Origin of the sequence: Shouchella clausii (genome assembly GCF_002250115.1) — a bacterium.
Classification (GTDB): domain Bacteria; phylum Bacillota; class Bacilli; order Bacillales; family Bacillaceae_D; genus Shouchella; species Shouchella clausii.
Window position 1 is genome coordinate 2,833,667 of the sequence record NZ_CP019985.1, and the last position, 13,861, is coordinate 2,847,527.

Below are 13,861 nucleotides of genomic sequence, written 5' to 3' on the forward strand. Positions count from 1 at the left end.
GCTCGGCCCGGGGTTCCAAAAAGCTTCCAGCGAGGTATTAAAAAAACTCCACCGCGGTGCTAAAATATATTTGGTTCGCCAACCAATATATGAAGCAAACGGAGGAGTTTTAAATGTCTAAAGACACTAACAGTTTAGCACATACAAAGTGGAATTGTAAGTATCATATAGTATTTGCCCCAAAGTACAGAAGGCAGGTAATCTATGGGAAACTTAAAAAAGACATTGGAGAAATATTAAGAACGTTGAGTGAAAGAAAAGGTGTCGAAATTATTGAAGCAACTGCTTGTAAAGATCACATACATATGCTGGTGAGTATTCCGCCGAAAATCAGTGTGTCTTCATTTGTGGGATATTTGAAAGGGAAAAGTAGCTTGATGATATTCGATCGGCATGCAAATTTAAAATATCGATACGGAAATCGAAAATTTTGGTGCACAGGTTTTTATGTAGATACAGTGGGAAGAAATAAGAAAGTAATTGAAGAATATATAAAAAACCAAATACAAGATGATATAGTCGCAGAACAATTAAGTTTGTTGGAGTATGTAGATCCATTTACAGGTGAAGAGGTAAAGCGTAAAAAGAAAAGAATGCGCTAGGAGGCCTTTAAGGTCTGGCCAGTGAAAGTAGTACAATTGGCGAACCGTTCAGTAGCCCTTTAGGGTTTGGTCAGTAACAAAGGCTTTCAGCCGTAGAACAAACCACCCGTTGTCACGGGTGGTTTTGATTGCGGGAAAATAGGCGAAATCCGAACGTTAGAGCGTATGAATAGATAAATGTAAAGAATTCGTGTTGACGAATATTGTCGAAAGGTGTAAGATGACGAGTGTAAAACAAGGGAGGATGACAATCTGTGATCTTTGAACAGCAATACAAAGAAATTCTTGCCATCGCTCGTGACATTTTTGCCCATCCTGAACTTGGCTATAAAGAAACGCGCACTAGTGAATTAGTCCGTACATTTATTGAACAGAAAAACCCCGCAGCTATCATTGAACCTTTTAGCACAACAGGGCTAAAAACGGAATTAACGACGGACAAGCATAAGACAATCGCGTTCATTGCCGAATTGGATGCGGTTTATGCGCCTAGCCACCATATGGCTGACAAAAAGACTGGCGCAGCCCATAACTGTGGCCATTATACACAAGTAGCCATTGCCCTTGCGTTGTACAATTATTTCGTACAAACTGGCGACCACATTCAGTTTGATTTTAATGTAGCTTTTATATTTGTTCCGGCAGAGGAATATCTTGATCTTGCTTACCGTGAAGAGTTGCTTAATAATGGCACGATTGGCCACTATGGCGGCAAACCAGAAGCGATGAGACTCGGAATGTTTGACAACATCGATGCGAGTATTTGCATTCATGCCATCGGTGGAGCATTTGAAAAACGGACTGTTGAAATCAATTGTGATTTAGCAGGTTTTTTGTATAAATATTATGACTTTATTGGCGAAGCAGCACATGCAGGCTTCGATCCGTTTGCTGCCAAAAATGCTTACAGCATGTCAACGTTGTTTAATGTTGCTTTAGGACTTGTACGCCAGCAGCTAAAAGACAGTGAAAATGTACGGATGAACCCGATTGTCTCAGCTAGCGATATGTCCACAAATGTGATTCCCAACGCGATTCGTATCGGCTCCGATTTGCGCACAAAGACGTTAGCCTATATGGGAGAAGTCGCTAAAAAAATGGACGCTGCTGCACGTGGAAGCGCCCACGCTCTTCAAGGCGAAGTCGCCATTCATACGCAAATGGGTTACCTCCCCTTTGTACAAGACCGTTACTTGTCCACCTTTGTAAAACAGGCGTTTGCAAAAACGGAGGAAGTAGAAGAGTTGCTCGAAAACAACGCGATTAGCGCAGCAGGTGATATTGGCGATTTGTCGTACATGATGCCATGTATTCAAATTGGCCACAGCGGTTTTGCAGGCACCATCCACGGCGACGATTTTATCGATGTTGATCCACATTTTCTGTTTGCAGTGTTCCCGCGGTTTCTCACTCAAGTATTTGCTGAGTTAAATGGAGTAGACTGGAGCCGTCTGTATAAACGGAGTTATGACGACTATTTAGCTGTAATTGAAACAGTGATGACGAGCAACACCAATTTATAAACGAACAGGGGTGCACTATGAAAGGCACATTTATTTACTTGCTTTTGTTTTCTCTAATTGTGATCGCCGTCTCTGAAATGATTGGCTTTCAAAGCATCGCGATTGGTCCCCTATCGATCAATCTGTTACCGCTATTATTTGCGATTTTAATTACAATGGTGTTTGCGTTTTCGATTTTTCGTAAAGGAATTCTTAAAAAAGTCTACAGTAAAAGCAATGTTTCCTTTTCAGGCACGTATTTAATTATCATTATGCTGCCACTTATGGCCCGCTACGGGGCAGATGTAGCCCCGCAAATCCGGGAAATTCTCAGTATTGGATGGATTTTCATTGTTCAAGAATTTGGCAATTTAGGCACAGTTTTATTAGGCTTGCCTGCTGCACTATTGCTAGGTTTGCGGCGTGAGGCGATTGGCGCCACGCTTGGAATTGGTCGCGAAGGCGAGCTCGCCTATATTTCTGAAAAATATACGTTAAACTCTGATGAAGGGAGAGGGGTCTTGTCGCTGTACATTATCGGTACGCTATTTGGTGCGATCTTTTTCAGCATTTTGCCGCCAGTTTTGTTGCATTTCGGATTTAGCGTTGAGTCGCTGGCCATTTCTGCGGGCGTTGGTTCAGGCAGTATGATGACAGCCGCCTCTTCATCACTCGTAGCAAGCCATCCAGACAAAGAGAGCATCATTCTTGCTTATGCTTCGGCAAGCCAACTACTCACAAGCTTTATTGGCACGTTTACGATGGTGTTTTTGGCGGCTCCTTTGCAACGGTTCATGTATCGCACGCTGACACGGAAGGAGGCTAAATGATGGAATTAATTATAAAAAATAAATATATGAAGATGAGCCTCATTCTTTTGCTCAGCATCATGTTGATTCTTTTTACCCATAGCATGAAGCTTCTGTTTCATCCTGGCTCGGTAGGGAGCATTTCGCTGATGACGGTAGCAGGCCTTGGCTCGCTGTGGCTGTTTTCATTGATTGGTTTGTTTATTGGCGATTTAGCCAAAAAACTTCCGATCGGCTTTGTTGCAAATTTTCCTGTTCTTGGCTGGGTTAGCATCACGTCCCTGACCCTATGTTTGTTGTTTGATGGATTTGTCCAAGCGATCCAAGCGGTTGATTTTTTGTCAATAACGACGCCGATTTTAACATATGCGGGCATTTCTGTTGCTGACCGCTTAGTCGAGTTGCGGAAGCTGTCTTGGAAAATTGCGATTGTGGCGATTTTTGTCTTTACAGGCACATATTTGGCAAGTGCCGTGCTAGCCGAGGTCGGTTTGCGTATCGCATCATAAATGAAAACAATCTCAATAAAAAACATCCATAGGGAAGCAATAGACATTCCTTATGGATGTTTTCTTTTCTAGTCATATTGAATAATGGGCTCTATTTTACACGCAGCTTAAAAAGTCATCATTGTTCCCAAGAAGCTTATAACATTGTTGTCGATAGAAGTACTCGTTGTTGTAACAATATCTAGGTAGAACGGAATGGAAAAGCTAGAATGAAGTGGAAAGGTTTCTTGTCACGTTCGTTTAACAATGATATAAGGTAAGAAAGGAGAGCAAATAGTAACCTTTAGTAAAACAAGTTTCATACGAAAGGGGAAATTTTTTAATGTCTTGGGATTATCACAAATACCTGCATATATATGCTCAGCATACCCATCATCAAGAGTCATTCATTGTAGGCAATAAAGAAGCGCTACTAGAATTAAGGAATTTAATCGATCAAGCCCTTAAAGAAGGGGAAGCCAAAGGCGTTTTTTTCCCATCAGATGAGGAGGGGTATCCATTATATGTTTCGTTAGTGGATAATGAGGACAGCTTTTTGTCTCTTGAAATGCCGTATACAGAGCAATTCGGCGATGATAATCAACATTTCCATTTTATAAATACACAAAATGATCCGAATGCCCCGTACTCACCGGCAACTTTGTTCAAAGAAGAGGAAAAAGGAGAGGAATAAAGCTCTCACCTTTTCTTTTTTAGTATAGTGTAGTTATGTTTTGAAGCTTTAAAGAGTAGGGGTGGTTCATTCGTCCGATTGTTAAACAATAGATTTCCTAATTCTATTTTTACGATAAATAAGTGGTTTGACTATTAGTTAGCTACGGCTTACAGCTGAGTTATTTGTTTGCAAAAAGGGCTGCTGACTGCCCGGCTGTATAGCCAGTCGAGAAAGCGCATGTAATGTTAAAACCGCCTGTATAGCCATGGATGTCGAGCACTTCCCCACAAAAATACAAGCCTGTTGTTTTTTTGGAGTGCATCGTTTTTGGCTCAATTTCTTTAATTGATACGCCGCCACCTGTGACAAATGCTTTTTCAATCGACAATGTCCCATCGGCATGTAATGGAAACGCGTCTAATGCTGATGCTAATTTTCGAAAGGCATCGTGTGGGGTATTGGCGCACATTTCACTGGAATCGATCTCTAATGACCCATATAAGTACAAAAGCAATCGCTCAGGGGCCACCCCTTTTAATGCTGTTTTTAACGTTTTTTTAGGCTCTGCCTTTGCCCGTTTGACGAGCGCTTGGAAAAGGCTCTCTGCCGATTGTTCGGGGAACAACTTAATCGTCATTGGGATCGTAGGCGTTTTGAACTTTTTCAGCGCCTTGACAACAAACTGGCTACAGCGTAATGCCGCGGGACCGGATATGCCGAAATGGGTAAAAATCATGTCGCCTTCATGGGAAATGATTTTTTTGCCGTTTGGCCTCAGTACCGCTAGTTCAATTCCGCGTAAAGACAGGCCTTGAAGAGACTGATCGCTGATAAAGGAATCGGCGAGTGTAATGGGCACTTCCGTCGGATAAAGCTCAGTAATTGTGTGGCCTGCTTTTTTGGCCCACGGGTATCCGTCGCCAGTAGATCCTGTGTGGGGCACTGATTTGCCGCCAGTAGCGATAATCAGCGCTTTTGTGCCAATGTGTTGCCCGTCTTCGAGTGCCACTCCAACTGCCTGGCCGTCTTCTACGATAATGTCGGCGACTCGGGCATTCGTACGGATGGTGACATCAAGTTTACGGATTTGTGCAAGCAGTGTGTCGACCACAGTTTGTGCTTTATCGTTAACAGGAAACATCCGTCCTCTGTCTTCTTCTTTTAAGCGAATTCCTAAGCCTTCAAAAAAAGCAATAATCGATTCATTGTCAAATACAGCGAATGGGCTATGCATAAAGCGGCCATTCCCTGGAATGTTTTCAATCAACTGTTTCCTTTCCATCCTGTTGGTGACATTGCAGCGTCCCCCGCCTGAAATCGCAAGTTTGCGACCGAGTTTGTTGCCTTTATCGAGCAAGAGGACGTGTGCCCCTTGTTGCGCAGCGGCGACAGAAGCCATCAGGCCAGAGGGTCCGCCGCCGACTATAATTACATCGTAGTTGTCCATTCATTTCATCCTCACTTTTTTCACTCTTACCATTGTACACAAAAAAATAGAAAACAAAAGGGCAAAACAAGCAGGAGGTAACGGTTTTTAAAGCGAAATAAAAGATGGACCGATTTGGAGATTGGAGTGGAAGCAATGGAAGGAATCGCAACGAAGAAATTAGAAACGTTACAAACACAAGTCATCGAATGGCGCAGGTATCTTCATGCAAACCCAGAGTTGTCGTTTGAGGAAGTAGAAACGCCTGCTTTTATCGTACAGAAATTAAAGGAAATTGGATTTACAGATATACGCGAACATGTAGGCGGTCGCGGTGTGGTAGCAAAGCTCCACGGCAAAAAGCCAGGACCGACAATCGCTTTTCGTGCTGATTTTGACGCATTGCCGATTCATGAAGAAAATGATGTTTCTTATGCATCGACGAAGCCAGGCGTTATGCACGCTTGTGGGCATGATGGCCACACAGCTGCTTTGTTAGGTGTTGCGGCAACGTTGTTTGACCAAGTAGATGAGCTTCGTGGGACAATCGTGTTTTTGTTCCAGCACGCTGAGGAAAAACCTCCTGGCGGCGCCCGTGAAATGATTGCTGACGGATGTTTAGAAGGGGTTGATGCCGTATTTGGCGCCCACGTATCCTCGCAAATTCCACTTGGGCAAATAAATGCAAGCCCTGGAGCAGTTATGGCAGCAGTTGATGCGTTTACTGTGAATATACAAGGAAAAGGCGGGCACGGCGCCCATCCTCATTCGACGATTGATTCGATTGTGATTGGCAGCCAGCTTGTCAATGATTTGCAAACCATTGTTAGCCGCCGCATCAATCCTATGGATACGGCCGTTGTCACAGTTGGCGTCTTCCAAGCAGGCACAGCGTTCAACGTAATTGCAGATACGGCGCGAATTGAAGGAACAGTGCGCACCTTTCAAGAAGAAACGCGCGCTTTCATAGAAGAAGAAATTCGGGCGATTGTTTCTGGGAAGGAGCATGGCGGCCATGTCACTTGCACGATTGATTATTTAAATGGCTATCCGCCGCTTGTAAATGCCGAAAAAGAAACAGAATTCATTCGCGACTTGGCAAAAGGGGTTTTTGGGGAAGGTAATGTATTAATGTTGCCAGCTGCACTTGGGGGCGAGGATTTTGCCTATTACTTAGAAGAAAAGCCTGGGTGCTTTTTCCACGTTGGCGGCCGGACGGAAGAAGAACGGACGCAATTTCCTCATCACCACCCTCGTTTTGATTTTGATGAACGGGCACTTTTCCATATTGGCGAAATGTTTTTGGCCATTGCGAATCAGTATTTGCGTAGCCACTAAAGCAGATCACTCAGACTAGAAAACAATTGTCAGCTTAGGAAAGAAGGGGAATGAGCCTGTTGGCTACAGTCTAAGCAAACGTAACCGTTATGGTTCGCTTGCTTTAGTGCTCCTTTGGGAAATGGTTTGCAAACCGCTGAGTGGCTGCTCGCTAAAGTGTAAGCAGTCGTATAAGATTCTGTTTCAATCGAAGTTCTCCTGATTAAGTAGCAAACTAGAAGGGAATGAGCTGAGAAAAGGAGAGGTGGGTAAAATGAAGCGTTATACAATTGATACAAGCAAACATAGTGACATGATTGACATTACCGCCCAAGTTGAAGCGGCTGTCAAAGCAAGTGGTGTCCATTCAGGTATAGCCATTGTCCAGTCGTTGCATACAACGGCTGGCATTACCGTCAATGAAAATGCTGATCCAGATGTTGTCATTGATTTTTTGCGCCGCCTTGATGAAGTTTTCCCATGGGAACACCCACAGGACCGCCACATGGAAGGAAATACGGCGGCTCATTTGAAAACATCGACTGTAGGGTCGTCACAAACGGTTTTAATTGACGGTGGCCGGCTTGTGCTTGGCACATGGCAAGGCATTTATTTTTGTGAATTTGATGGCCCCCGTGCAAACCGGTCGTTTGTTGTCCAAGTCATAGAGGGCAGATTATGATTCAGGCAGAAGCCGTATGGAACGGCAAGGCGGCTCTTGGAGAAGGCCCTTTATGGGATGAAGGAGAGCAAGTTCTCTACTGGGTAGATATTGATGGTTATAAGCTCCATCGCTTTCACCCTAAAACAAATGACGATCAACAGCTTTCGTTTGCCCAACATGTGTCAGCAATTGTCAAAAAGGCTGGTGGCGGTTTTGTCCTTGCGATGGGGGATGGCCTATACTTATATGAGGAAGAACGGCTGACGCCTTATTTCCTCTTGCCGCAAGGGGGAAAGCAGCTCCGTTTTAATGATGCAAAATGCGATCCTGCTGGAAGGTTATGGGCAGGAACGATGGCGTTTGACTGTCATTCGCCGATTGGCGCTCTTTATTGCCTTGACCATAACGGCCAGATAAGCAAAGCGCTTTCCGGACTTGCCATTTCAAACGGGCTTGCGTGGGACGAAGAGAAAGGGCTGCTCTACCATAATGAAACTGCGAGTGCGTCCACGACAGCTTACCGTTTCGATGAACAGACAGGGGAAATGTCGGAACCACGTATAATTGACATTCCTTATCAATCTTATAACGGCAGTCCAGACGGCATGGCAATTGATGAAAACGGCCATTTGTGGATTGCTTTGTATGGAGCTGGTAAAGTGATTTGCGTAGACCCCGATAACGGGAATGTACTTGAGGAAGTCGTTGTGCCAGCAACGAATGTAACTTCTTGTGCATTTGGCGGGGAAGACTACAGGACGTTGTATGTGACGACAGCCGACAAGCACGGAGAGCCTGAAGGAGGCAGCCTATTTGCCGCCAGAGTAGAAAGCGCAGGCTTGCCGGCACACGCCTACCTCTCACGGAAATAGCGTAATAGAAACCAGCTGCCCTTGGGGTGGCTGGTTTTCGTGTGCACATGGTATGAACTTTTTCGATCGTTTTTATAAAGAGAAGCAATTCTTGTTAATCTATGCTAAAATGCGAAAGAGGTCGCCTCGTCTTGAGGCGTGTCGAAATAACGTACGAATGAATGAAATGTGAACGATGTAGAAACGGGGGAAGTCATGGCTGCTTCAAAGCTCATGCAAGGAACGAAAGTATTGACCGTGGCGACGCTAACGTCAAAATTGATTGGTTTTGTTTATGTCATTCCTTTTACGGCACTTGTTGGTTTACAAGGGAATGCCCTCTATCAAAATGGCTATACACCGTATTCGATTTTACTTACATTATCGACGCTTGGCGTGCCTGTTGCCATGTCTAAGTATGTTTCAAAATACCACGCTCTAGGCGATTATGAAACAGCGCACCGCTTGTTCAAGTCGGGGATTTGGTTTATGGCCGTTACAGGCCTTCTTGCATTTTTAGTCATGTTTTTAGGCGCTCCTGCCCTTGCGTCGCTTAGTTATCAACCTAGTGAAACAGATCAGTATACGTTTGACAACGTTGTCTATGTGATCCGCATGGTTAGTTTTGCGCTGCTTATTATTCCAATAATGGCGATTGTCCGCGGCTATTTGCAAGGGTTTCAACAAATGGTGCCGACATCCGTTTCGCAAGTCGTTGAGCAGCTTGTCCGGGTTGTCTTTATTTTAGCGGCTTCGTTTGCTGTCATGTCTATCGGCAGCGGCGATTTGCCACGTGCCGTCGGTTTTGCGACGTTTGGCGCTTTTGTCGGCGGAATTGGCGGAATGGCTACGTTGCTTTATTTTTATTTCAAACAGCGTCCTACGATTTTGGCACGTGTACAAAGCCACCCTGCCAAAGAAAGACAAACGCTTCCGAGCATGTATAAGGAACTGATTTCTTATGCATTGCCTCTTTCTTTTGTCGGCTTGGCGATTCCTTTTTTCCAGGCTGTCGACTTGTATTCGATTGAGGGGGCGCTTTCTGGGACAGAGTATGCCAGCGAAGCGAAAGCGTTTGTCGGCGCTTTAACAGGAGTGGCCCATAAAATTGTCCTTATCCCAATGGCGCTAGCAACGGCATTATCAATTACGTTAGTGCCGACGATTACAAAAGCATACGTTAATCAAGACAATAAGCTTTTACAAAGCTATATTACGCAAACGTACCAAGTGATTTTATTTATTGGCATCCCAGCGGCGATTGGTATGTCTGTTCTAGCAGAGCCAATTTATTTTGCGCTATTCGGCAGTGCGAACTTGGAGCTAGGAGCGAAAACGCTAGGTTTTTACGCGCCGGCAACATTGTTTTTTTCTATATATGCCGTAACTGGTTCGATTTTGCAAGGAATGGATCGGCAAAGGAACGCTGTTTTGTCCCTTGTCGTCGGGCTCGTTTTAAAGCTAGGGCTTACTTATGTATTTTTAAAATGGTTCGGGCCATATGGCGCGATTTGGACAACTTATATTGGTTTCGGGGTAGGCATTGCCTTAAATGTTTATTTCATCGGCCGATTTGCTAAATTTGACTATACGTTTATTTATCGAAGAACGGTGCTGATCTTTATATTTGCCGCTATTATGGGAGCTGCGGTATGGGTATTTGACAATGGGCTTGCAGCTTTATTTCCAGAGTTGTCCCGTGTGACAACGTTTATCGTCTTACTTGTTAGCATCGGCGTTGGTTTAATTGTTTACTTCTATTTGGCCATCCGTTCCCATTTGGCTGGAAAAGTGCTTGGAGAGCGGTTTAAATTGTAACGTAGCTCATTTGTGCACACATAAAACAGATTGAATGGACTTGTTTCAATTTAGTCTTGGCAGACCAAAGCGGCGGCAAAGCTTGTTTATCGGCAAGGAGCATGACTTGTTCCGCAACTTTCCCATAAACTAGATGATTTTCGACATTTGTTTATAAGAAAACCCTCTTTTTCATGGGGACAAGCTTTGATATAATGAAGCAAGTTTATTCCGATTTAATGGGCGGTTTGACTCTTGCCTTCAGCGTAAGCTTTTGCGCGGGCCGCTGCCACGTTTAAAAGGCCCATAGGAGGACTAAAGTGAACTATTCCTTTCGCAAAGACAATGATTGGGTATTGATTGGAGCAACGGTTGCACTGACATTGTTTGGCTTATTAATGGTATACAGCGCTAGTTATGTGGAAGGTTATTTTTTGGAAACGCCGAATCCATATTACTATGTAACGAGGCAAGCGGTTTGGCTTGTCCTTGCCATTGCAGTGTTTTTGGTTGTGATGCATTTTCAATACCGACATTATAAAAAATTAACGCCTGCCATTGTGGTCATAGCGCTCTGTTTGCTTGTGCTTGTATTAGTAATCGGCGGAGGCAGCGAAGTCGGTGCGACACGGTGGATTCGTATCGGACCGATGAATTTGCAGCCTTCGGAGTTTGTGAAAATCGGAATGGCGATTTATCTTGCCCAAGTGTATTCGCAAAAACAAGCCTATATCAATGACTTTGTCAGAGGCATTTTGCCGCCGCTTATTATTGTCGGCGTTGCGTTTGCCCTCATTATGCGCCAACCTGACCTTGGGACAGGCACGTCAATATTGATGACAGCTATTCTTATGGTGTTCGTATCAGGGGCAAGGTGGAAGCATTTAATAGGCCTTGGGTTAGTGGGCGCTACGGTATTTGCTGCACTTGCGGTTTTTGAACCGTATCGGCTTGAGCGCCTTACGTCATTTGTCAATCCGTTTGCAAGCCCGGACGATAGCGGTTTTCAGCTTATTAACGGCTATTTGGCTATTTCAAATGGAGGCGTTACAGGCCTTGGCCTAGGGCAAAGCCTACAAAAGATGCGGATGCTTCCTGAAGGACATACCGATTTTATTTTAGCGGTCATTTCTGAAGAGTTGGGGCTTCTTGGCCTTGTGTTTATATTTGGTTGCTATGCGATCATCTTGTTTCGTGGGATATCGATTGGCGCCAAATGCAAAAATCCGTTTGGCAGTTTGCTCGCCTTTGGGATTGTGTTTCAGCTTGCGATTCAAATCATTTTTAATGTCGGAGCTGTTTCCGGCATGCTTCCGATTACAGGCATTACATTGCCTCTTGTATCATATGGGGGGACATCGCTGCTCATTACTCTTGTGGCAATCGCGATTTTGGCGAACATTCATCAAACCAACATGAGACAAGCACGCAAACAAGCTTCAGGCGAATCGCTATCAGCATAGATGGAGGCTATCAATGGAACGAAAACATACGGGGATTGATTATACGCTGTTGTTTCTGCTGTTTTTGCTTATGTGCGTCAGCTTAGTAGCAATTTACAGCGGAGCGGGGCAGTATTTTTCCGATGACCCCACTTATTTCGTCGTTAGACAATTAATATGGTACGGTATTGGTGCGGTCGTTATTGTCGCCGTAATGTTGGTTGACTTTGACTTGTTTCGAAACTTCTCCATTCCTGTTTATGCAATAGGGATGGTTTTGCTTTTGGCCGTCGAGTTTTTTGGAGTCGAACGGAACGGCGCCCAACGCTGGATTTTTGGTATTCAGCCATCCGAGTTTATGAAGATTTTCCTTATATTGGCACTTGCCCATTTATTATACAAGCTGACAAAGGATAAGCAAAAGCGGACTTTCAAAGAAGACATGGTCGTGCTTGGAAAAATATTGCTCGTCAGCCTACCGCCGTTTTTTCTTATTCTAAAGCAACCTGACCTCGGAACAGCGCTCGTAATTGGGTCCGTAATTGCGACGATGTTGTTGATGTCAGGCATACGTTGGCGGATTTTGCTGTCACTTGTTGGGATGGCGATTGTAGGTGTTGCCTTTCTCGTGTACATGCACGAAGCTCATTTTGAGTTTTTTAGCGAATATTTGATTGAGCCTCACCAGCTTGACCGGATTTATGGCTGGCTTGATCCAGACAGCGACACGAGTGGGATTGGCTATCAATTAAACCAGGCGATTTTAGGGATTGGTTCAGGCCAATTGTTTGGCGCTGGTTTTATGGAAGGCATGCAGACGCAAAGCGATGTGATCCCTGAGATTCATACGGACTTTGTGTTTACGGTAATCGGCGAGGAATTCGGCTTTTTAGGGGCAATGGTTTTGCTCGTTATTTACTTTTTGTTGTTTTACCGCATGATTATGATTTCGTTGACGTGCAACAACCTCTATGGTTCTTACTTAGTAGCGGGCGTTGTTGGCTTGCTCGTTTTTCAAGTGTTTCAAAACATTGCCATGACGATTGGCCTTATGCCAATTACGGGACTTGCTTTGCCATTCATTAGCTATGGCGGAAGCGCATTGCTAACGAATATGATGGCGGTTGGTATCGTTCTAAATGTCCATTATCGTACGAAAAATTACATGTTTACAAGTGAAGACACATTTAGCTGAAACCACGTTGTTTCAGCTTTTCTTAAAGTGAGGGGGCTTTTTCGATGAGGCTTGATAAAATGCTAGCCAATGCCGGATATGGCACGAGGAACGAAGTGAAAAAAGCACTCAAACAAGGAGTGGTCGAAGTCGACGGTGCCGTTGTGAAAGACGGGAAGCTCCACGTGCAACCAGAGCGACAATCTGTTTGCTATGCCGGCACCCCTGTCCGTTACAAAGCCGAACTTTATTTAATGCTCAACAAACCAGCGGGCGTTGTGACGGCGACAGAAGACGCGAGGCAGAAAACGGTTCTTGAATTAGTGAAAAATGAATGGGGACATATGAAGCCTTTTCCAGTCGGAAGGTTAGATAAAGACACAACCGGATTGTTGTTGTTAACGACAGACGGGGGCTTTTCCCATGAGCTGATGGCGCCGAAAAAACATGTTGCTAAAGAGTACCGCGCTCTAGTTGAAGGAAAAGTGACACAAGCCGACGTTGAAGCATTCAAAAACGGTGTTGTTCTTGATGACGGCTACTGTACAAAGCCAGCGCAACTAGAAATTGAAGAATCTGGTCCTTTGTCTGCGATATCGCTAGAACTGACAGAAGGAAAATTCCACCAAGTGAAACGCATGTTTGCAGCAGTTGGCAAAAAAGTCATCAAACTGGAACGAGTACGGATTGGCAGTTTGATGCTTGACTCAAGCTTGCCAAAAGGCGGTTATCGTGAGCTAACGCCAGCAGAAATACAGCTGGCGAAAACCCCGTATATTAAAAAGAAAAGCCTTTGAAACCATGGTTTCAAAGGCTTTTTCCCTCATATTATGACACTTTTGTTTTTTTACTAGTTGCTTTCCATTTACCCCTGGCAGAACTTGTGACTAAATTATTGTACTCCAATACATTTAAATCTCGCTGCACAGTGCGCTGTGTGATGCCGAACTCTTCAACTAATTCATTCGTCGTGACAGTTCCCTTCTGTTTGATGTACAAGTAGATGGACTTAATTCGAGTCAGCATACGATCAGTTGAAGTTTGCAAAAAACCACTCCTTCTTCGTCTTCGTCTCCTATACCTTATAGCTATCCTATGCATGAGCGCATCTGG

The 13,861-nt window shown here is 44.4% G+C and carries 14 protein-coding genes; 12 read left to right on the forward strand and 2 right to left on the reverse strand.

All coding sequences use genetic code 11. From position 1 onward, the window contains the following. Window positions 1-113: 113 nt before the first annotated feature. The 5 genes from tnpA (at window position 114) to BC8716_RS13625 (ending at window position 4,095) form a co-directional block, all read left to right on the forward strand. A complete protein-coding gene (gene tnpA / locus BC8716_RS13605) occupies window positions 114-602 on the forward strand; it encodes an IS200/IS605 family transposase (protein ID WP_094423643.1) in 489 nt (162 codons plus the stop codon). 254 nt (window positions 603-856) lie between these two features. Further along, entirely contained in the window at window positions 857-2,125 is a 1,269-nt protein-coding gene (locus BC8716_RS13610) for a M20/M25/M40 family metallo-hydrolase (protein WP_094426484.1), read from the forward strand. Between the two features lie 17 nt (window positions 2,126-2,142). Beyond that, window positions 2,143-2,934 (forward strand): DUF3100 domain-containing protein, encoded by a 792-nt coding sequence (locus BC8716_RS13615; RefSeq protein WP_094426486.1) that lies wholly within the window; start codon window positions 2,143-2,145, stop codon window positions 2,932-2,934. Next, window positions 2,934-3,422 carry a hypothetical protein gene (locus BC8716_RS13620; RefSeq protein WP_011247710.1) on the forward strand — a complete coding sequence of 163 codons (489 nt, stop codon included), beginning with the start codon at window positions 2,934-2,936 and terminating at the stop codon, window positions 3,420-3,422. Before BC8716_RS13615 ends, BC8716_RS13620 begins: the two co-directional genes overlap by 1 nt. Window positions 3,423-3,744: 322 nt before the next feature. Continuing rightward, window positions 3,745-4,095, forward strand: coding sequence for a hypothetical protein (locus BC8716_RS13625; RefSeq protein WP_094426488.1), 351 nt, complete (start codon window positions 3,745-3,747; stop codon window positions 4,093-4,095). A 160-nt stretch (window positions 4,096-4,255) separates the two neighbouring features. Here the strand turns inward: BC8716_RS13625 and BC8716_RS13630 are convergent, their stop codons facing one another. After that, entirely contained in the window at window positions 4,256-5,524 is a 1,269-nt protein-coding gene (locus BC8716_RS13630) for a BaiN/RdsA family NAD(P)/FAD-dependent oxidoreductase (RefSeq protein WP_094426490.1), read from the reverse strand. Window positions 5,525-5,659: 135 nt separating this feature from the next. Here BC8716_RS13630 and BC8716_RS13635 point away from each other — a divergent pair, with 135 nt between their 5' ends. The 7 genes from BC8716_RS13635 to BC8716_RS13665 all read left to right on the forward strand — a co-directional run bounded on the left by BC8716_RS13635 (window position 5,660) and on the right by BC8716_RS13665 (window position 13,545). Further along, window positions 5,660-6,841, forward strand: coding sequence for a M20 metallopeptidase family protein (locus BC8716_RS13635; protein WP_094426492.1), 1,182 nt, complete (start codon window positions 5,660-5,662; stop codon window positions 6,839-6,841). 253 nt (window positions 6,842-7,094) lie between these two features. Next, window positions 7,095-7,502 (forward strand): secondary thiamine-phosphate synthase enzyme YjbQ, encoded by a 408-nt coding sequence (locus BC8716_RS13640; protein WP_094426494.1) that lies wholly within the window; start codon window positions 7,095-7,097, stop codon window positions 7,500-7,502. Beyond that, window positions 7,499-8,356, forward strand: a complete 858-nt coding sequence (locus BC8716_RS13645) for an SMP-30/gluconolactonase/LRE family protein (RefSeq protein ID WP_094426496.1) — start codon at window positions 7,499-7,501, stop codon at window positions 8,354-8,356. The genes BC8716_RS13640 and BC8716_RS13645 overlap by 4 nt, the downstream gene beginning before the upstream one ends. A 195-nt stretch (window positions 8,357-8,551) precedes the next feature. After that, window positions 8,552-10,153 (forward strand): putative polysaccharide biosynthesis protein, encoded by a 1,602-nt coding sequence (locus tag BC8716_RS13650; RefSeq protein WP_094426498.1) that lies wholly within the window; start codon window positions 8,552-8,554, stop codon window positions 10,151-10,153. Between the two features lie 299 nt (window positions 10,154-10,452). Next, a complete protein-coding gene (ftsW, locus tag BC8716_RS13655) occupies window positions 10,453-11,595 on the forward strand; it encodes a putative lipid II flippase FtsW (protein WP_094426500.1) in 1,143 nt (380 codons plus the stop codon). A gap of 13 nt (window positions 11,596-11,608) precedes the next feature. Beyond that, window positions 11,609-12,769, forward strand: a complete 1,161-nt coding sequence (rodA, locus tag BC8716_RS13660; protein ID WP_094426502.1) for a rod shape-determining protein RodA — start codon at window positions 11,609-11,611, stop codon at window positions 12,767-12,769. Window positions 12,770-12,813: 44 nt separating this feature from the next. Next, window positions 12,814-13,545: a pseudouridine synthase gene (locus BC8716_RS13665; RefSeq protein WP_094426504.1), complete on the forward strand. Its 732-nt coding sequence runs from the start codon at window positions 12,814-12,816 to the stop codon at window positions 13,543-13,545. 31 nt (window positions 13,546-13,576) lie between these two features. On the opposite strand, the gene BC8716_RS13670 is transcribed toward BC8716_RS13665, so the two are convergent. Beyond that, complete coding sequence (locus BC8716_RS13670) at window positions 13,577-13,795, reverse strand: DeoR family transcriptional regulator (protein ID WP_011247639.1); 219 nt, start codon at window positions 13,793-13,795, stop codon at window positions 13,577-13,579. Window positions 13,796-13,861: the final 66 nt, after the last annotated feature.

Excerpts from the sequence above, each read along its gene's own strand:
- BC8716_RS13650 (WP_094426498.1), top strand. The coding sequence starts at position 8,552 with ATGGCTGCTTCAAAGCTCATGCAAGGAACGAAAGTATTGACCGTGGCG.
- BC8716_RS13630 (WP_094426490.1), bottom strand. The coding sequence starts at position 5,524 with ATGGACAACTACGATGTAATTATAGTCGGCGGCGGACCCTCTGGCCTG.
- BC8716_RS13625 (WP_094426488.1), top strand. The coding sequence starts at position 3,745 with ATGTCTTGGGATTATCACAAATACCTGCATATATATGCTCAGCATACC.
- BC8716_RS13640 (WP_094426494.1), top strand. The coding sequence starts at position 7,095 with ATGAAGCGTTATACAATTGATACAAGCAAACATAGTGACATGATTGAC.
- BC8716_RS13665 (WP_094426504.1), top strand. The coding sequence starts at position 12,814 with ATGAGGCTTGATAAAATGCTAGCCAATGCCGGATATGGCACGAGGAAC.
- BC8716_RS13635 (WP_094426492.1), top strand. The coding sequence starts at position 5,660 with ATGGAAGGAATCGCAACGAAGAAATTAGAAACGTTACAAACACAAGTC.
- BC8716_RS13615 (WP_094426486.1), top strand. The coding sequence starts at position 2,143 with ATGAAAGGCACATTTATTTACTTGCTTTTGTTTTCTCTAATTGTGATC.
- tnpA (WP_094423643.1), top strand. The coding sequence starts at position 114 with ATGTCTAAAGACACTAACAGTTTAGCACATACAAAGTGGAATTGTAAG.
- rodA (WP_094426502.1), top strand. The coding sequence starts at position 11,609 with ATGGAACGAAAACATACGGGGATTGATTATACGCTGTTGTTTCTGCTG.
- BC8716_RS13620 (WP_011247710.1), top strand. The coding sequence starts at position 2,934 with ATGGAATTAATTATAAAAAATAAATATATGAAGATGAGCCTCATTCTT.
- BC8716_RS13645 (WP_094426496.1), top strand. The coding sequence starts at position 7,499 with ATGATTCAGGCAGAAGCCGTATGGAACGGCAAGGCGGCTCTTGGAGAA.